Source organism: Consotaella aegiceratis, assembly GCF_036541425.1.
Taxonomy (GTDB): domain Bacteria; phylum Pseudomonadota; class Alphaproteobacteria; order Rhizobiales; family Rhizobiaceae; genus Consotaella; species Consotaella aegiceratis.
The window spans coordinates 16,089-32,716 of sequence record NZ_JAZHFT010000024.1; the positions used below are offsets into that span (position 1 = coordinate 16,089).

Genomic DNA, 16,628 nt, shown 5'->3' on the forward strand with positions numbered 1-16,628 from the left:
GCCGCGATCGGTCGGGTTGGGCGTTCGAACCGCTCCCACCGCCGGGAGCGCCTCGATCGAATCGCGTCGTTGCGCCGCTGGACGAGATGCCGCGGGATAGCCGTCATGCGTTGCGGTGACTTCCCTTTTGCGCCGCGAGGCTCTAGTCAGGCGGCCGACACCTCGAACAGGCAGAGACGGCACCATCCGGCTGCACGGCCTTTCGCCTGCTTTGCCCGTGCATGCTCTAGAAATCAGGACGATCCGATGGCCCAGAAGACGAAGGCACTGACTCCCATCCTGACGGCCCAGCCCGTCGTGCCCGTGGTTGTGGTGGATACGGCCCGCGAAGCGGTGGATCTGGCCCGGGCGCTGGCCAAGGGCGGCCTGACGGCGATCGAGATCACCTTGCGGACGCCGGCCGCGCTCGACGCGATTCGCTGCGTCGTCGAGGAGGTTCCGGAAGCGGTCTGCGGTGCAGGCACGGTGCTCAACCCGCGACAATTTGACCAGGCGGTGGCCGCCGGCTCCAAGTTCATCGTGTCGCCCGGCGCGACGATGGAACTGCTCGACGCCGCGCGTGCTTCGGCCGTGCCGCTGCTGCCCGGCGCCGGAACGCCCAGCGAGGTCATGGCGATGATCGAGGAGGGCTACGAGCTCTTGAAGTTCTTCCCGGCCGAGCAGTCGGGCGGCGCCTCCTATCTGAAGTCGCTCTCGGCGGTCTTTCCGCAGGTCAAGTTCTGCCCGACCGGCGGTATCTCTATGAAGAACGTCGGCGACTATCTGGCCTTGCCGAACATCATCTGCGTCGGCGGCTCGTGGGTCTGCCCGAAGGATCTGGTGGCTGCCGGAAACTTCGACGAGATTACCCGTCTGGCGTCCGAAGCGGCCGGATTGGCCAAGAAGAACTGACGCGCCGCTTGCCGCCACGCGGCCATCGTTTGCCGGCTCGTCGCTTGCGTCGACTGCTGATGGCCGTTCTGCCACTCGGCATCGGCCTGTCGGCCTGTTCTGCGGGCGTCACGCTGCTCAATGTGGTGACCAGCCGTGCGGGATACGAGGTCCTGCACGACCAGCCCTATGCGGAAGGCGAGCGCGGCCGCTACGATCTCTATGTTCCCGACGGCGCGGACGCCGCGACGCCGATGGTGGTCTTCCTCTACGGCGGAAGCTGGGACAGCGGGTCGAAGGACATCTACGCTTTCCTCGGCCAGTCGCTCGCCAGTGCCGGCATCGCGGTCGCCATCCCCGACTACCGGCTTTATCCCGAGGTGGTCTTTCCAGCCTTCGTGGAAGACGGGGCGGCCGCAGTGGCGGCGGTCGCCGAGGCGGCGTCGGCCGGTGAGGGTCTTCCTGCTGGCGACCATCCTCTGTTTTTGATGGGGCATTCGGCCGGTGCGGAAATCGCTGCCCTGCTGGCCTTCGATCGGCGCTATCTGGCCCGCGAAGGTCTTGCCCAGGATCGCCTGGCGGGTTTCATCGGACTGGCCGGGCCCTATGACTTTCTGCCTCTGACGGAGGAGCGCTACAAGCGGATCTTTCCGGAGGCGACGCGCGTGGCCAGCCAGCCGATCAACTTCGTGGACGAAAAGGCGCCGCCCATGCTGCTGATCGCGGGGGACGGCGACACCACGGTCGATCCCGGCAACACGCGGCGGCTCGGCGCGAAGGCCGCAGCCGTGGGGGCGTCGGCGAGCGTGGAAATCCTTCCCGGCTTGTCGCATATTGGCGTGCTGCGTGTTCTGGCGACCGCCTTGCCGTTTCAGAACGAGCAGATTCGAGACAGCATTCTTCGCTTCATCCGGGAGCGCTCATGACGAACGACCTCAGCGCTTGGCAACCCCGTGCACTGCCAGGGCGTGTGGCTCTGGAGGGCCGATCGGTCCTGGTCGAGCCGGTTGGCGACGAGCGGCGGTTCGGCCAGCTTTATGACGTCGTCGCAGGGGCGGACGACGCTCTTTGGCGCTGGATGGGCTACGGTCCCTTTGCAAACGGCCAGGCGCTCGAAACCGTGTTGCGCCGGCTTGCCTTCGATAGCGCGATGGTGCTTCACGCCGTCGTCCCAAAGAGCTCGGGTCGCGCCGAAGGCTGGATGGCGCTGATGCGCATCGATGCCGCCAACGGGGTGATCGAAATCGGCAACGTCGTGCTCGGCCCCCGCCTGCAGCGCACGCGGGAGGCCACGGAGGCGTTCTTCCTCTTGATGGGCCGCGTCTTCGACGAACTCGACTACCGTCGGCTGGAGTGGAAGTGCGATGCCACCAACGGCCCCTCGCGCCGCGCTGCCGAACGGCTCGGTTTTACCTACGAGGGCACCTTTCGCCAGCACATGGTGGTCAAGGGCCGCAACCGGGACACCGCCTGGTTCGCCATGACCGACGACGAATGGCCGCGCCGGAGGTCGGCCTTCGAGGCGTGGCTCGACACCGGGAATTTCGATGATAGGGGGCGGCAGCGCCAAAGCCTCGACGCGTTCCGGTAGAATCGAAACGGCGCGAGCAGCGAAACGGCTTGGCGATATCCACCAAGCCGTCCGTCCTGCGCATCCTGGGGAAGCGGTGAGGCTCCGATCTCTGCCGTCAGCTCCGGGCCGGGACGATGGTGATCAAGGCGTTGGACGGGTAGATCGACTCGTAGAGTACGCCGTCACCGGGAGCGAATTCCAGAACCGTGGCGCCGCCCGAATCGGCCATGATCAGCGTGCCGCTCGGCGTCGAACGCCAATAGGTGATCCGCGAAAGCTCGGGCGAGGCGGCGCAATCGGGGTTCAGCGGCACGCGCTTGAAGCTCTCGTCCTGATTCGCCGGCTTGGCGACCTTGCAGGTGGCGCCGCTGCGCAGATCGATGAGACGCATGGCGTCCATCTCCTCGCGCTCGGCCGCGGTCCCGATGGAACCAGTGACGACCGGATCGGGGGTGACGTCTGCATTGGCCAGAACCGTGGCCGGCAGTCCTTCGCCGGGAACGATGGCAGCGCCCTGCATCCATGACGCCAGCAAAACGCCAGCGAGACCAACGGAAAGAGCAACCGCGGCAAATTTCATCGGGTGGGCTCCGAGAACGATTTGTTCATCCTGATCCAAGCGACGGTATTACTGAAAAGTTAACTGAACCTTGCCTTCGGCGAGTTGATATAGATCACCCTGCTTCGACAAGGCCCGCCGCCACGATCTCCGGGACAGGCGTGACGACCCTACGCTCTTGAAACCACATCTTCAAATTGTTGACGACGACATCGCCCATCGCCCACCGGGTGGCGCGGGATGCCGAGCCGAGATGCGGCAGAAGCACGACGTTGTCGAGGGCACGCAGGTCTGCGGATACCTTCGGTTCGTTGACGAACACGTCAAGCCCGGCCGCGCCGATCGTGCCGGAGGCGAGCGCTTTGACCAGCGCCGCCTCATCGACGGTCGTGCCGCGGCCGATATTGATCAGCACGCCGTTCGGGCCGAGCGCCTCGAGCACCGCAGGCCCGACGGCATTCTCCGTCGCCGGTCCGCCCGGAGCCGCGACGATCAGCGTGTCGACCGCCGCGGCGAGATCGGCCAGGCTGGCATGATAGGGATAGGGCACATCGTCGCGCTGGCGTCGATTGTGATAGCTGACGGTCAGGCCGAAGGCCTCGAGGCGTCGGGCGATGGCCAGGCCGATGCGCCCGAGACCGAAGATGCCGGCGCTGCGTCCGCGCAGGGTCATCGGCGTCAGCGGATAGGGCCCGTCCGTCTCCCAGCGGCCGTCGCGCAGATAGCGCTCGGCCTTGGAGAATTCGCGCACTGTATTGAGAAGAAGGCCCAGCGTCGTGTCGGCGACCTCCTCGGTCAGAACGTCGGGCGTATTGGTCACCAGAACGCGCCGCGCTGCCGCTGCCGCCACATCGACACCGTCGTAGCCGACGCCGAAACTGGCAATGATTTCCAGATTGGGCAGAGCGTCCATCAGGGCGGCTCCGGCGCCGCCGGCCAGGGCTATGCCGCGAACCGCGTGACGGTCCTCGTCGCCGAGGCTGGCGGGATTGCCGTCGAAGGGGCGGACATCGAACGTCTCGCGCAGCGTCGCCAGGGTATCCACGTTCATCTTTTTCGAGACGAGGATCGGGATCGACTTCAGCTCTGACATGTCTGTTCCTTCGGTCTGTTGCCGGCCGCGGAACCCGGCGAATACTCGCTCGATCGGCGGATCTTGAGCGTCGGCGTGATCAATTGCGTCTCCGCCGGCACCTGTTCGCCCTGCAGGCGGGCCAGCAGCGCCCGAGCGGCCAGCTTGCCGACCTCGGTCTGGCCGTTGCTGACGGTGGTTAGCGCGGGGGTGGCGATAGCCGCTTCCTCGATGTCGTCATAGCCGATGACGGCGATGTCCTCGCCCGGCACGAGCCCGGCCCGGCCCAGGCCGTACATCAGGCCGAGCGCCACGAGATCGGAATAGCAGACGACGGCGGTCGGCAGTTCGGGCAGATCCAGAAGCCTTGGGGCGGCCTGGAAGCCGCTGTGACGGTCGCGGGCACCCTTGATCCGCCATTCCTGCTGCAGGGAAATGCCGGCTTCCGCCAATGCCTGGAGATAGCCCGCCTCGCGCTCGCGTCCGGTCGACGTGGTCTCGTCGCCGCCGACCATGGCGATGCTTCGATGGCCGCTCTTGATCAAATGCTCGACCGCCAGGCGCATGCCGTAGCGGTCGTCGCCATGGAAGCCCGGCACTTGGGCGCCCTCGACCGTGCGCGCCACGAGCATGACGGGCAGGTTGTTGTTCTCCGCCAGTTCGATGTCTGCGGCGGGCGTGCCGATCGCCGGCGACATGATCATCCCGTCGGCGCCGAGCTGCAGCATCGTATCGATAAACGCCCGCTGCTTGGGGAGCTGGTCGTAGTGGTTGCACAGGATGAAGGTGTGATTCTGCCGGTCCAGCTCGTGCTCGATCGCCTGCAGGATCTCGCCGTAGAACGGGTTCATCACATCGTGCACGCACACGCCGATAATGCCGGACTTGGACGTGCGCAGGCTGGCCGCCCGGCGATTGTAGATATAGCCGGAGGTGCGCGCCTCCTCCTTGATGCGCTCGCGCGTGGCCTCGGCCACCAGGGGGCTGTCGCGCAACGCCAGCGAGACGGTCGCAGTGGAAAGCCCGAGCGCCTCGGCGATCGTCGACAACTTAACTTTCTGGGCCACCTGTCTCTACCCGATGCGGTCAGTTCGTCGGTCGGCCATCTATGACAAAGACGGCGCAGAACCGAAAGGGCAGCATAAACAATTGCATCGTTTCGACTTGCTTACCATCCTTCAGTCTTCGTCCTCCTCGGCCGTTCCCGATGCCGCGGGCTCGAGATTGCGTTCCACCCGCTGCAGCAGCTTGCGCAGAAGCTTGATCTCCTTGGTCGACAGCCCTTTCAGGCCGAGCCGTTCCACATCCCGCTGCGCCAGGCGCACCTCGTCGACGATCTGCTCGCCCCGTTCCGTCAGAAAGGCGTGGCTCTGGCGCGCGTCCTGATCCGAGGCGCGCTTGTCGACGAGGCCCTGCGCCGCCAGCCGGGCGATGGTCTTGGTGATGGTGGGCGGGCGCACCGAAAGGCGCGTCGCCAATTCACGCAGCGACAGGCCGTCCGCCTCGCTCAAGGCCAACAGTAAAGCGTCCTGCCCCGGATAGATGTCCAGGCTGGCGAGCCTCGCGGAGAGGGCGGTGCGGCCGGCGCGCGCGGCCAGCACGAGCTGCCGCATGGTCGTCGAACGCTTTTTCTTTTTGCCGGTCATCGCCTCCCCAACTCCAACTGCTGCAAAATGGCTAGGTGCGGCCTCGCTGTCCAGCTTTAGATTGCCGCTGCGACAGCATAAGCAGGGTCATGCTTGCTACGATCGGAGAGAAATCGTCATGATGAGCCGCCGCTACGAAGAACTGACCTCCGCCGATCTCTCGGGCTCGCCGCTTCGACATGCCGTTGCCGTGTTGCCGATCGCTGCGATCGAGCAGCATGGTCCGCACCTGCCGCTGGGGACCGATGCGATCATCGCCGACCACATGGTCGGCCTCACGGTGGAACGTCTGCCCGAGGCGGTGCCCGTGACGATATTGCCGACGATGCGCCTCGGCGTCTCGACCGAGCACGCTCGCTTCGCAGGCACGCTTGGTCATCGCTGGGACACGATGATCCGTTCGCTCATCGAGGTCGGCGACGGGCTGGCGGCGACCGGTTTTCGGCGACTGGTCATCGTCAGCTCGCATGGCGGCAACACGCCGGCGATGGATACGGCGGCGCTGGAGCTGCGCGCCGGTCACGACATGCTGGTCGCTCCCGTCTCATGGCAGCGATTCGGCTATCCGCCCGCCCTGCTGCCGGACGACGAGATCGCCGTCGGCATCCATGGCGGGGCCATCGAGACGGCCTTGATGCTTTTTTTCCGGCCTGATCTCGTGCGCGGCGACGGGGTCTCCGACTTCGCCTCGCTGCAGAGCGAGATGGAAATCCGGACCAAGCGCCTGCGGGCACATGGCCGGCTCGGCTTCGGCTGGCTTGCGGGCGACCTCAACGAGGCGGGCACCGTGGGCAATGCCGGGCTTGCCAACGCCGAGATGGGACGCGCCATCGCTGAACATCAAGTCGCCGGCTTCATCGAATTCGTGCAGGATGTGGCCGCCTTCGATCTGGCACACCTGCGATAACGGCGCTTCGACCCCGTGCAATCGACGCAATCGGCACTTATATGGTGGACCGATCGATCAGGAGCTTGCCATGTCCGAGACATCATCCGAGGCCGCGAACCAGATCCCCGTCACCGTGCTGACCGGCTATCTGGGGTCCGGCAAGACGACACTGCTCAACCGAATCCTGTCGGAAGATCATGGTCGCCGCTATGCGGTCATCGTCAACGAGTTCGGCGAGATCGGCATCGACAACGATCTCATCGTCGAATCGGACGAAGAAATCTACGAGATGAACAACGGCTGCGTCTGCTGCACCGTGCGCGGCGATTTGGTGCGCGTCGTCGAAGGACTGACGCGCCGTCGCGGCCGCTTCGACGCCATCGTGGTCGAGACCACCGGGCTCGCCGACCCGGTCCCCGTCGCCCAGACCTTCTTCATGGACGACGACGTGCGGGCCAAGACCAAGCTCGACGCCGTCGTGGCGCTGGTGGACGCCAAGCATCTGCCGCTGCGGCTGCGCGACTCGAAGGAGGCGGAAGATCAGATCGCCTTTGCCGACGTGGTGCTCCTCAATAAGACGGATCTGGTTTCGCCCGAGGACCTGGCCAGGGTCGAGGCGACGATCCGCGCGATCAACCCGCATGCGGTGATCCATCGTACCGAGCGCGCCAATGTCGATCTCGACCGGGTGCTGGGCCAGGGGGCCTTCGATCTCGCCCGGGTGCTCGACAACGATCCGGACTTCCTGGAGGCCGAGGACGACCACGTCTGCGGTCCCGACTGCGATCACGATCACCACCACCATGATCATGACCACCATGACCATGATCACCACGGCCATCATCACCATCATCACGATGGCGCCGTGTCGGACATCCACGACGTGACGGTGACCTCGGTCTCGCTCCGGGGCGGCGAGCTCGATCAACGCAAGTTCTTCCCCTGGGTGCAGGCGCTGACGCAGGAGCAGGGGCCGAACATCCTGCGCCTCAAGGGCATCATCGCCTTCGCCGACGACCCCGACCGCTACGTGGTTCAGGGTGTCCACATGATCATCGAGGGCGACCACCAGCGGCCCTGGCGCGCTGACGAGAAGCGCGAGAGCAGGCTCGTCCTGATCGGCCGCGAACTCGACGCGGAAGCGCTGGAGACGGAATTCGCGGCCTGCGCCGCCAAGCTGGGGGCTGGGGCTGCCGCCTGATGCCGTCGATCGCAGCGTATGAGTTCGTCGAATTCGTCGAGACGGCGGTGTTTCTGAAAGACGAGCCCGTCTTCGCCCTGGCGGATGGAACAGTGCGCATGCCCGCCGGCGGCGAGCGCACCGTCGAAGCCCATTCAGGCGGTCTGCTCGCGGCCCGTCCCGATCCGTGGAACGGGCGCCTCCTGACCGGCGGCGAGGATGGCCGCGTCGTCGCGGTGACGCCTGACGGGAAGGCTTCCGAACTGGCCACCATCGGCCGCAAATGGGTCGACCGCGTCGCGGCCGGACCGAACGGCGTGGTGGGCTTTGCTTCGGGCCGCACCGCCTATGTCCGGTTATCGGATGGCACCGTCAAAGAATTCCCGCAGGAACGCACGGTCGAGGATATCGCTTTCGCGCCCAAGGGCATCCGCCTGGCGACGGCGCGCTACAACGGCGCCTCGCTCTATTTCGCCGGCACCGACTCCGCGCCCGTCCAGCTCGAATGGAAAGGTGCCCATATCGCCGTCATGTTCTCGCCGGACGGCCGGTTTCTCGTCACCTCAATGCAGGAAAATGCCCTGCACGGTTGGCGTCTGGACGACGGCCAGCATATGCGCATGGCCGGCTATCCGGCGAAGGTGAAGAGCTGGTCGTGGTCGGCCAAGGGGCGATATCTGGCGACCGCCGGTGCGCCAGTCGCCGTGCTCTGGCCGTTTGCCGGCAAGACCGGCCCGATGGGCAAGGCGCCTTTGGAACTCGGCTTGCGCGGGGATACCATGGTGACCTGCGTCGCCTGCCATCCGGCCGAGGACATGCTGGCGGTCGGCTATGCCGACGGCATGATCCTGGCGGTCCGCTTCGCCGACCAGAAGGAAGCACTTCTGCGCCGCGGCGGCACCGGCGCGATCCAGACCATGGCCTGGGATCGCGAAGGCCGCCGCCTCGCCTTCGGCTCCGAAATGGGCGAGGCCGGGGTGATCGACATCGCGGGGTAGGCGGGCCGGACGATCGACTGGTGCTGTGGACTCAGTGCCGGACAACGGCGCCGGGGTGATCCGCTAGCCAGCGGTCGATATCGACGCGCCACTCCTCGATCATCGCTGCATAAGCCGTTTCCGTGAAGTCCGCCAGATAGGCCTCGCCGTCGGCGTTCAATGCCGTCACGGCGTAGGTGACGTCCGCCTGGGTTCGTTCGAGGGGCAAGGGACGGCAGCGCACGACGACTTCGGCGATGCGGCTGGCCGGCGTGACGCGGACATAGCGGGCGCGGTGGCCTGCGGGATCCCACTCGGCGCAGGCCCAGATTGTGGCATCGGCGCCGGTGCCGGTCTGAAACACCATCCCAGCGCTTGTGCGGCCGTCCTCGGGATGGATGTAGTCCGGGCTCCAGCCTGGAACCCACGCTTCCTCGCCGAGCGGCGTGAACATGGGAAAGGCGCGCGCGATCGGACCATTCAGGTGGATCGTATGATGACGATCAACGCGGCGTCCCGCCATGGGATTCTCCTTTATCTTCCGAAAGCCGATGGCTGTCGGCCGCGGCGAGGTCGAGGCCGTAGACATGCTTCAGCTCGCGGATGGCTTGCAGAGTCTCGGGTGAAAAGGGCGCCTTGCCCTCCAGGGCATGCAGACAGATGCCCTCGAGCAAATCGCCCATGCTCATGTCGTGCAGCTCTGCCAGCGCCTTGAGCACCTTCACGAGACGTTTCTCCAGGCGCACGCCCGTCTGTATCCGTTCGACAACCATGATATTGATGTACCATGGTACATAAGATGAGGGAAGCGGGCTATGGGGCTGTAGGGCTGGGCTTCGAAGGTGAGCGTCGTCGGCGGATGACGCCGGCGCCCAACGGACCGATGAGCCGAGGGAGCAGGGCGTGCCAATCGCACGAATGGGCGAATTGCTGGGTCCGTTGCCCACATTTTCGAAGAGTTTTCAAGATCTGGACTTGGGCGCGGTCGTGGTTACCTGCCTATCGACGGCCTGGCGATCGCCGACCCTTTTGCTGCCCCCGGGGCGCCGATGGAACGTTCGGGATTTGCACGAGGGCCAAACCCAGCCGCGCTCGAGGTCGAAGCAACCTTTCGAAGGAGATGGTCCCGTGAGAGCTGTGCAATTTGCCGAGTATGGCGGCCCCGACGTGCTGCGGGTGGTCGAGACCGACGAGCCGCATGCCGGGCCGGGCGAGATCAGGATTTCGGTTCGGGCCGCCGGCGTGAACGCGCTGGACTGGAAGATCCGGAAAGGACAGATGCGCGATTTCATCGCGCTGGACCTGCCGGCGGGGACCGGACGGGATGCCGCCGGCGTGGTCGACGAAGTCGGCGAAGGGGTTGGCGGTATCGCCGTCGGCAATGCCGTGTTCGGGTCCGGTTCGGCGACCTTTGCGGAAAAGGCCGTATTGAAGAGCTGGGCGCTGAAGCCCGAAGGATTGTCGTTCGAGGAAGCGGCCGGCTATCCCGTTCCTGCCGAAACGGCGAAGCGCATCCTCGATCAGCTCGACGTTCGCTCGGGCGAAACGCTGCTGATCAGCGGCGCCGCGGGCGGCGTCGGTTCGGCTGCTGTGCAGTTTGCCCGCGACCGTGGGCTGACGATCATCGGGACGGCCAGCGAACGGAACCAGGATTATCTGCGTTCGATCGGCGCCATCGCGACGACTTATGGCGAGGGCTGGGTGGAGCGCGTGCGAGAAATCGCGCCCGAAGGAGTGGACGCGGCTCTCGATATCGCCGGAGCGGGCGTCATCGAAGCGCTGATCTCGTTGACGGGCGAACCATCCAAGGTGCTGTCGATCGCCGATTTCAGCGCGCCGAAATATGGCGCCCAGGTTTCCAGCACCGCCAAGGATGCCCCGGCAGCCTTCGCCCTGGCGGCCCGGCTCTACGAGGAGGGCGCCTTCCGCCTGCCCGTCGAACGAACATTTTCGCTCTATCAGGCAGCCGCGGCTCAGAAAGAGAGCGCGGAAGGACACGTTCGAGGCCGGCTCGTGATCGTGATCGAATAGGTTGCCGGCGTCGTGTTGTGCGGCTTCGCGGCCTTCGATGGTTCGAAGGTCGAATGATTGCCTAACCGGGAGGCCCGCCTCCTGGTCTGCGCAGGAGGCGGAAGCGCGAAATCGGCCGACCCGGAAGCATGGGTGAGGCGGGCCGCAATTGTCCTTGGTGAATAGCCGCGGCCTGGACGAGCGGCTGTGCTCAGACGTGTTCGGCACTCGTCATGGCGCCGCGCAACTGTTCGGCAATGCTGTCCAACTCGTCGCGAGACGGCTTTTGATCCCAGTCGGCGACAAGCTTGAAGGTATCGCCCTTGAAGCGGGGAAAGACATGGAGGTGAAAGTGAAATACCTCCTGAAATGCGGCTTCACCATCGGCGACGAAATAGTTGACGCCTTCGCAGCGCAGACCGCTTTGCCGGAGAACGCCCGCCAGACGGCGGGCGAGTGAAAAGACCGCCGCATTTTCCTCGTCGGTCAGGTCGGCAAGCCCTTCCGCATGACGGTTGGGGATCACCATCAGGTGCCCCGGCGTGACCGGGCCGGTCGTCAGGATCGCGGACACGAGGGGCTCGCGGCAGACGAAGTGGCCGCGCGTCGTACCTTCGAGAATCCCGCAGAAAACACAGCTGGACATGGATGCTCCCTTAGAAAGGGCTGCGGGGAGCTTTCTTGGATAACGCCCACACAGCCGGTGGGCTCAAGCGTCGGGCGCCGCTAGCGCACGGTCATGCGCCGCCCCCGAACGCAATCGGTTGCAATCATGCTCATGATAGGGGTCGTCGGCGCCATATCGCGATCTTAGCCCAAGTCACCACCCGCGCAAGCGCGGAACGCCGGCGCCGGACGTCGCGGTCGAACCGCGCGTCCGCGCATCTCCCTTTGCATCGGTCCCGCTGGTTTCAGAGAAACAGATTGCCTCCGCCGACCGGCGTGTAGCAGCCCGTCAGATGGGCCGCCTCGTCGGAAACCATGAACGCAACGACGTTGGCGACATCCTCCGATTTGCCGGTCCGGCCGAGAGGAAGATGACGCGTCATGGCTGCCTTGACCTCTGCCGGAATGTGGGCCGTCGCCTCCGTTTCCGTGAGACCGGGCGCGACGGTGTTGACCCGGATGCCATGCGGTCCCAGTTCGAGCGCCAAAGACTTGACGAAGCCATCGAGCCCGGACTTGGCGGCGGAATGGGCGAAATAGCCGGGGGCCGGCGTGCGCGACAGCGTACTGCCGACGGCGACGATGGCGCCGCGCCGGCGTTGCATCATGCCCGGAACGACCGTCTGGCAGACATGGAAGGCCGACGCGAGTTCTCCTACCAGCTTGGCCTCGAAGTCCGTCCAACCCATCTCGGTAAAGGGCGTCGTCGGGAAGCTCATGGCCGCGTTGACGACGAGGATATCGACGGGCCCAAGGGTCCGCTCGACATCGCGAACCATTGCTTCGGCCTGATCCCGAACCCGCGTGTCTCCCTGAACCGCGATGGCCTTGCCGCCGCCTTCTTCGATCGTCTGAACGAGCCTTTCGGCTTTCTCCCGGCTCGTGAAATAGTTGACGCCGACCGCCGCGCCTTGCCCGGCGAGCTTGCTGGCGATGGCCGCGCCGATGCCTCGGCTTGCTCCGGTCACGAGCGCGACGCGATCCTTCAGGGGCATGTCTTTTCTTCCTCGGGCCGGGCATCCGGACGCCAGCGATTCGATGCCGTGGGGGCCGGTACGATGAGATCAGGCGGCGGGTCCGACGAAGGCCTTTCCGGGTTCGTCAGCGGCGTGACTTGGGGTAGATGACATCTCAGATCGTATGTCCGCTAGAATTGACATCATAATGTCAATTACGCATCAATGTGTCAAAATGTCCGAGCCGAAGGTCCCTGTGGCAAAGCACTCCGAACGGGGGGAGGCGGTCACCGCCCTCGTCCTCGACATCTTTCGTTTGAACGCCCGGCTGCTTTCGGCAGGCGACGGGCTGGTCGCCGAACTCGGCCTGACCAGCGCTCGATGGCAGGTTCTCGGCGCCCTCGCCGCTGCAGAACGGCCGCAGCCGGTCTCCCATCTCGCGCGCGACATGGGAGGGCACCGCCAGAACGTGCAGCGCATCGTCAACGATTTGATGAAGAAGGGGCTCGTGCGTTTCGAGACCAACCCGCACCACCGCCGGGCGCAACTGGTGGTGCTGACGGATGCGGGGAGATCGGCCGCCGAGGCGGCCCGGGAACTGCAGGTCGGCTGGGTGGAAGACCTTGCCGAGGGCCTGGATCCGGACGCGATCGAAACGACCCGGCGCATTGTCGGAACGCTGCGGTCCCGGCTGCAAGTCGACGGGGACCGCAGCGATGAGGATTGACTAGGCTCCGGATGACGGGCCGCGCACCGCCGCCATCGTCGCCCTGCAAAATGGGCCTGACGGCGCGCGCCGCTGAGCGCGACGGGCGGAAGCCGCGCTTCGGCTTATGGCTCCGGCGCGGCACCCATGGGCGAACGATTCGCGACGGAGGAGGTCCCGTCCGGCGTGGTTCGAGGCTTACGCGGCGGTCCGGCGCCGCTCCAGCTTGCGTCCGGCCGGCAGAATGCGGCCGGCGGCATGGTCGAGGGTGCCGGGGATCAGCTCCAGGGCGAGCAGCCGGTGCCGCTCGAACGGGCCGGGCATGGCGAGATCGCCGGTCTTGGCCGCCGAAAACCCGAAGCGCACGTAGTAGTTCGGATCGCCGACGAGAAGGATCGAACCGTGGCCCAGCCGCGCGGCCTCCGCGATGGCATGACGCATCAGCGCCGAGCCGATGCCGGCGCCCTTGAGAGCTGGATCGACGGCCAGCGGACCGAGGAGCAGGGCCGGGACCGCGACGCCGCCCCGCGTGCCGGCGGCGATCGACCACAGGCGCACGGTCCCGACGAGGGCTCCGGCGTCATCATGCGCGGCAAAGGCGAGGCCTTCGGCCGGCAGGCGTCCCCGGCGGATCGCCTCCGACGACTTGCGCTTGCGCTTCGCGCCCATCGCGCGATCGAGCAGCATCTCGCGCGCCGCGACGTCGGAAGGCGTTTCTGCGGTTATGGCGAAGACCGGCCGGAAAGCGGCGTCTTCGCGGACAAGAGCGAGTGCGGACATTTGCACCACTCCCCAGAATAAAGAAGGCGGATGACGTGCGCGCCGAGTTGCTGGCAATGCGGCGCGCGGGCGATAGGCCCGGCGCCGGAGCGCCGAGCTAGATCACGTACGATCGAAGCGGTTCGAAGCCGTTGAAGGCGACCGAAGCGTAGGTCGTCGTATAGGCGCCGGTGCCCTCGATCAGGATCTCGTCACCGACGGTGAGCGAGATCGGCAGCGGGTAGGGCGTCTTCTCGTACATCACGTCCGCCGAATCGCAGGTCGGCCCGGCGAGTACGCAGGGCTCCTTGTCGTCGTGATCGCGGCCGGTGACGATCGGATAGCGAATCGCCTCGTCCATCGTCTCGGCGAGACCGCCGAACTTGCCGATGTCGAGATAGACCCAGCGGTTCTCGTCGGCCGCCGACTTCCTGGACACCAGCACGACCTCGGCCTTGATCACGCCGGCATCGCCCACCATGCCGCGGCCCGGCTCGATGATCGTCTCCGGAATGCGGTTGCCGAAATGCTTGCGCAGTGCCTCGAAGATGGCGCGGCCATAGGCCTCGGCCGTCGGGATGTCCTTCAGGTAGCGGGTCGGGAACCCGCCGCCGAGATTGACCAGCGTCAGGTTGATGCCGCGCTCCGACAAGGTCCGGAAGACGTGGCCGGCATCGGCCAGCGCGCCGTCCCAGGCTTCGGTGTTGGTCTGCTGCGAGCCGACATGGAAAGAGATGCCGGTGGCGGTCAGGCCGAGGCGATGCGCGGCTTCCAGTACGTCGATCGCCATCTCGGGAACGCAGCCGAACTTGCGCGACAACGGCCACTCGGCCCCCGCGCCATCGGTGAGCACGCGGCAGAAGACGCGAGCGCCCGGCGCTGCGCGGGCGACCTTCTCTACCTCTTCGACACAGTCGACGGCGAACAGCGAGACGCCAAGCTCGTGCGCCCGGGCGACATCCCGCTCCTTCTTGATGGTGTTGCCGTAGGAGATCCGCTTGGCGTTCGCGCCGGCGGCGAGCGCCATTTCGATTTCGGCCACCGAGGCGCAATCGAAGTTGGAGCCCAGCGACGCCAGCAGAGACAGGATCTCCGGCGCGGGGTTGGCCTTCACGGCATAGTAGATGGCCGAATCCGGCAGCGCCTTGCGAAAGGCGTTGAAGTTCTGCTCGACGACATCGAGGTCGACGATGAGGCACGGACCGTCGGGTCGTCGGTCGGCGAGGAAATCGAGGATGCGCTGCGTTGCCATGGGAGTCCTCCCGGACCGCAAGGTGGACATGGAGCGTTGCCGGACTCGCACACGGAAACGACGACAAGCGTCGATCCCGCGTTCGACCGAAACGCGACTGGCCCGGCAACCGGACACAAATCGTCCTTTGCCGGTATGTCTGCCTTGGATTGGAGGGCTTGGACCCGCCGCACTTAAGGCAATGAAGGTGTGCCTCTTCAGTATTCCCGGCTTTGGAGACCAGGGGAGACCAGAAAGGCCCGCACCGTCGTTGCTTCAAGGCGTCCTCGATTCCACTGGCTGTAGAACCGACTGGGGCGTTTACTCCCAGGTACCGTCCCGGTGACCCTCGCATATGAGGACCGGGGGACGCCCACAGGCACGTGCGACTTTGGGCAAGCGCCCATATATGCAAAGCGCCTGTCACAGACAACCGGAAAATCTCGAGACCGGTTGATTTTTGCCGTTGCCTGGTCGACGAAGCCCTTGGTGTCGAGAAACAGCAACACACGCAAGCTCGCGGCAAGGTGCCGGAGAAAGACAAGGGTGGGCCGGTGGACACGCTGACGCGCATGCGCGCCTTCATTTCCGTCGTCGAGAATGGCGGGTTTTCGGCGGCGGCCCGCAAGACCGGCCGCTCCAAGGCGCTGCTGTCCAAATATGTCCGCGAGCTGGAAGACGAGCTGGGCGTGCTGCTGATCAACCGCACGACGCGGCAAGTGGCGCTGACCGCGGCCGGCGAGACCTATTTCGCACGTGCCTCGAGCATCCTCGCCGACCTGGAGGCCTTGCACGACGAGGCGCGGGAGACCGTCGGCGAGGCCAGGGGCAAGATCCGCATCACCGCGGCGCGCACCTTCGGCGACGGCGTGTTCGGCCAGTCGCTCGTCGACTTTGCCGTGGCGCATCCGACGATCTCGCTCGACATCCATCTCGACGACAAGTTCGTCGACCTGGTGGAAGAGGGCTTCGACGTCGCGATTCGCATGACACGGCTGGCCGATTCGGCCTTCATCGCCCGTCGGCTGACGGCGCTCGACTTCGTCATCTGCGCCAGCCCCGACCTGGTGGCTCGGCTGGGACGACCCGAGCATCCTTCCGATCTTGCCGATCTGCCGGCGGTGGTCGATTCCAATTCCCGGCTGATGTCGAGCTGGGCCTTTCGCGATCCGTCATCGGGACAGGCGATCCCTGTCGCCGTTTCCGGCCAGTTCACCGCCAACAGCCCGGTCGCGGTGCGCTCCGCGGTGATCGCCGGCCTCGGCTTCGCGCTCAGCCCGGAGTTCGTGATTCGCGCCGACGTGGCGGCGGGCCGGCTGGTGACAGTGCTCGACGACTATATGCCGCGCGACGCCGGCATCTACGCGGTGTTTCCGCATCGCCGGCACATGCCGACGCGCGTGCGGCTCTTCGTCGACTTTCTCGCCGAGTGGTTTCGGCGCTGCGACCGTCATGGCAGCGAGCCCGAGCCTGCCGGATCGTGATTCCGCACGATCGTCGGGAGGTGCCCCGCCGAGGCCGATCCATACTTCCG

At 65.8% G+C, this 16,628-nt stretch carries 19 protein-coding genes; 9 read left to right on the top strand and 10 right to left on the bottom strand.

All coding sequences use genetic code 11. The annotated features are described in order from the left end of the window. Positions 1-246: 246 nt before the first annotated feature. The 3 genes from SMD10_RS15865 to SMD10_RS15875 are packed head-to-tail and all read left to right on the top strand — an operon-like array spanning position 247 to position 2,461. Positions 247-891, top strand: a complete 645-nt coding sequence (locus SMD10_RS15865; RefSeq protein ID WP_331686699.1) for a 2-dehydro-3-deoxy-phosphogluconate aldolase — start codon at positions 247-249, stop codon at positions 889-891. Between the two features lie 59 nt (positions 892-950). After that, entirely contained in the window at positions 951-1,796 is an 846-nt protein-coding gene (locus SMD10_RS15870) for an alpha/beta hydrolase (protein WP_331686700.1), read from the top strand. Then, complete coding sequence (locus SMD10_RS15875) at positions 1,793-2,461, top strand: GNAT family N-acetyltransferase (RefSeq protein ID WP_331686701.1); 669 nt, start codon at positions 1,793-1,795, stop codon at positions 2,459-2,461. Before SMD10_RS15870 ends, SMD10_RS15875 begins: the two co-directional genes overlap by 4 nt. 97 nt (positions 2,462-2,558) lie before the next feature. Here SMD10_RS15875 and SMD10_RS15880 read toward each other — a convergent pair whose 3' ends face one another. The 4 genes from SMD10_RS15880 to SMD10_RS15895 all read right to left on the bottom strand — a co-directional run bounded on the left by SMD10_RS15880 (position 2,559) and on the right by SMD10_RS15895 (position 5,720). Beyond that, positions 2,559-2,963 (bottom strand): hypothetical protein, encoded by a 405-nt coding sequence (locus SMD10_RS15880; RefSeq protein WP_331686702.1) that lies wholly within the window; start codon positions 2,961-2,963, stop codon positions 2,559-2,561. A 154-nt stretch (positions 2,964-3,117) separates the two neighbouring features. Further along, positions 3,118-4,095 (bottom strand): 2-hydroxyacid dehydrogenase, encoded by a 978-nt coding sequence (locus SMD10_RS15885; protein WP_331686703.1) that lies wholly within the window; start codon positions 4,093-4,095, stop codon positions 3,118-3,120. After that, positions 4,083-5,141: a LacI family DNA-binding transcriptional regulator gene (locus SMD10_RS15890; protein ID WP_331686704.1), complete on the bottom strand. Its 1,059-nt coding sequence runs from the start codon at positions 5,139-5,141 to the stop codon at positions 4,083-4,085. Before SMD10_RS15890 ends, SMD10_RS15885 begins: the two co-directional genes overlap by 13 nt. A 111-nt stretch (positions 5,142-5,252) precedes the next feature. Continuing rightward, entirely contained in the window at positions 5,253-5,720 is a 468-nt protein-coding gene (locus tag SMD10_RS15895) for a MarR family winged helix-turn-helix transcriptional regulator (protein ID WP_331686705.1), read from the bottom strand. Positions 5,721-5,838: 118 nt separating this feature from the next. Between SMD10_RS15895 and SMD10_RS15900 the strand changes: the two genes are divergently transcribed. From SMD10_RS15900 to SMD10_RS15910, 3 genes are all read left to right on the top strand, one after another. After that, positions 5,839-6,627 carry a creatininase family protein gene (locus tag SMD10_RS15900; RefSeq protein WP_331686706.1) on the top strand — a complete coding sequence of 263 codons (789 nt, stop codon included), beginning with the start codon at positions 5,839-5,841 and terminating at the stop codon, positions 6,625-6,627. Between the two features lie 70 nt (positions 6,628-6,697). Then, positions 6,698-7,810: a CobW family GTP-binding protein gene (locus SMD10_RS15905; protein WP_331686707.1), complete on the top strand. Its 1,113-nt coding sequence runs from the start codon at positions 6,698-6,700 to the stop codon at positions 7,808-7,810. Continuing rightward, on the top strand, positions 7,810-8,787 hold the full coding sequence (locus tag SMD10_RS15910) for a WD40 repeat domain-containing protein (protein ID WP_331686708.1): 978 nt from the start codon (positions 7,810-7,812) through the stop codon (positions 8,785-8,787). The genes SMD10_RS15905 and SMD10_RS15910 overlap by 1 nt, the downstream gene beginning before the upstream one ends. A 31-nt stretch (positions 8,788-8,818) precedes the next feature. Here SMD10_RS15910 and SMD10_RS15915 read toward each other — a convergent pair whose 3' ends face one another. Both SMD10_RS15915 and SMD10_RS15920 read right to left on the bottom strand, forming a co-directional pair. Next, entirely contained in the window at positions 8,819-9,289 is a 471-nt protein-coding gene (locus SMD10_RS15915) for a hypothetical protein (RefSeq protein WP_331686709.1), read from the bottom strand. Continuing rightward, positions 9,270-9,539: a hypothetical protein gene (locus tag SMD10_RS15920; RefSeq protein ID WP_331686710.1), complete on the bottom strand. Its 270-nt coding sequence runs from the start codon at positions 9,537-9,539 to the stop codon at positions 9,270-9,272. The genes SMD10_RS15915 and SMD10_RS15920 overlap by 20 nt, the downstream gene beginning before the upstream one ends. 355 nt (positions 9,540-9,894) lie before the next feature. On the opposite strand from SMD10_RS15920, the gene SMD10_RS15925 reads away from it, so the two are divergent. Further along, a complete protein-coding gene (locus SMD10_RS15925; protein ID WP_331686711.1) occupies positions 9,895-10,797 on the top strand; it encodes an NADP-dependent oxidoreductase in 903 nt (300 codons plus the stop codon). 190 nt (positions 10,798-10,987) lie between these two features. Here SMD10_RS15925 and SMD10_RS15930 read toward each other — a convergent pair whose 3' ends face one another. Both SMD10_RS15930 and SMD10_RS15935 read right to left on the bottom strand, forming a co-directional pair. After that, positions 10,988-11,422, bottom strand: coding sequence for an HIT family protein (locus SMD10_RS15930; protein WP_331686712.1), 435 nt, complete (start codon positions 11,420-11,422; stop codon positions 10,988-10,990). A 265-nt stretch (positions 11,423-11,687) separates the two neighbouring features. Continuing rightward, positions 11,688-12,437, bottom strand: coding sequence for a 3-oxoacyl-ACP reductase family protein (locus SMD10_RS15935; protein ID WP_331686713.1), 750 nt, complete (start codon positions 12,435-12,437; stop codon positions 11,688-11,690). Positions 12,438-12,633: 196 nt separating this feature from the next. On the opposite strand from SMD10_RS15935, the gene SMD10_RS15940 reads away from it, so the two are divergent. Then, positions 12,634-13,125 carry a MarR family winged helix-turn-helix transcriptional regulator gene (locus SMD10_RS15940; RefSeq protein ID WP_331686714.1) on the top strand — a complete coding sequence of 164 codons (492 nt, stop codon included), beginning with the start codon at positions 12,634-12,636 and terminating at the stop codon, positions 13,123-13,125. A 177-nt stretch (positions 13,126-13,302) separates the two neighbouring features. On the opposite strand, the gene SMD10_RS15945 is transcribed toward SMD10_RS15940, so the two are convergent. Further along, positions 13,303-13,884 carry a GNAT family N-acetyltransferase gene (locus SMD10_RS15945; protein WP_331686715.1) on the bottom strand — a complete coding sequence of 194 codons (582 nt, stop codon included), beginning with the start codon at positions 13,882-13,884 and terminating at the stop codon, positions 13,303-13,305. 97 nt (positions 13,885-13,981) lie between these two features. After that, the gene (locus SMD10_RS15950; RefSeq protein ID WP_331686716.1) at positions 13,982-15,115 is read right to left on the bottom strand and encodes a type III PLP-dependent enzyme; all 1,134 of its coding nucleotides are present in this window, start codon (positions 15,113-15,115) and stop codon (positions 13,982-13,984) included. Positions 15,116-15,648: 533 nt separating this feature from the next. On the opposite strand from SMD10_RS15950, the gene SMD10_RS15955 reads away from it, so the two are divergent. Further along, positions 15,649-16,578, top strand: coding sequence for a LysR family transcriptional regulator (locus tag SMD10_RS15955; RefSeq protein WP_331686717.1), 930 nt, complete (start codon positions 15,649-15,651; stop codon positions 16,576-16,578). The last annotated feature ends 50 nt before the right edge of the window (positions 16,579-16,628 follow it).

Excerpts from the sequence above, each read along its gene's own strand:
- SMD10_RS15950 (WP_331686716.1), bottom strand. The coding sequence starts at position 15,115 with ATGGCAACGCAGCGCATCCTCGATTTCCTCGCCGACCGACGACCCGAC.
- SMD10_RS15895 (WP_331686705.1), bottom strand. The coding sequence starts at position 5,720 with ATGACCGGCAAAAAGAAAAAGCGTTCGACGACCATGCGGCAGCTCGTG.
- SMD10_RS15900 (WP_331686706.1), top strand. The coding sequence starts at position 5,839 with ATGATGAGCCGCCGCTACGAAGAACTGACCTCCGCCGATCTCTCGGGC.
- SMD10_RS15930 (WP_331686712.1), bottom strand. The coding sequence starts at position 11,422 with ATGTCCAGCTGTGTTTTCTGCGGGATTCTCGAAGGTACGACGCGCGGC.
- SMD10_RS15865 (WP_331686699.1), top strand. The coding sequence starts at position 247 with ATGGCCCAGAAGACGAAGGCACTGACTCCCATCCTGACGGCCCAGCCC.
- SMD10_RS15875 (WP_331686701.1), top strand. The coding sequence starts at position 1,793 with ATGACGAACGACCTCAGCGCTTGGCAACCCCGTGCACTGCCAGGGCGT.
- SMD10_RS15910 (WP_331686708.1), top strand. The coding sequence starts at position 7,810 with ATGCCGTCGATCGCAGCGTATGAGTTCGTCGAATTCGTCGAGACGGCG.
- SMD10_RS15920 (WP_331686710.1), bottom strand. The coding sequence starts at position 9,539 with ATGGTTGTCGAACGGATACAGACGGGCGTGCGCCTGGAGAAACGTCTC.
- SMD10_RS15935 (WP_331686713.1), bottom strand. The coding sequence starts at position 12,437 with ATGCCCCTGAAGGATCGCGTCGCGCTCGTGACCGGAGCAAGCCGAGGC.
- SMD10_RS15945 (WP_331686715.1), bottom strand. The coding sequence starts at position 13,884 with ATGTCCGCACTCGCTCTTGTCCGCGAAGACGCCGCTTTCCGGCCGGTC.
- SMD10_RS15905 (WP_331686707.1), top strand. The coding sequence starts at position 6,698 with ATGTCCGAGACATCATCCGAGGCCGCGAACCAGATCCCCGTCACCGTG.
- SMD10_RS15880 (WP_331686702.1), bottom strand. The coding sequence starts at position 2,963 with ATGCAGGGCGCTGCCATCGTTCCCGGCGAAGGACTGCCGGCCACGGTT.
- SMD10_RS15870 (WP_331686700.1), top strand. The coding sequence starts at position 951 with ATGGCCGTTCTGCCACTCGGCATCGGCCTGTCGGCCTGTTCTGCGGGC.
- SMD10_RS15940 (WP_331686714.1), top strand. The coding sequence starts at position 12,634 with ATGTCCGAGCCGAAGGTCCCTGTGGCAAAGCACTCCGAACGGGGGGAG.
- SMD10_RS15885 (WP_331686703.1), bottom strand. The coding sequence starts at position 4,095 with ATGTCAGAGCTGAAGTCGATCCCGATCCTCGTCTCGAAAAAGATGAAC.
- SMD10_RS15915 (WP_331686709.1), bottom strand. The coding sequence starts at position 9,289 with ATGGCGGGACGCCGCGTTGATCGTCATCATACGATCCACCTGAATGGT.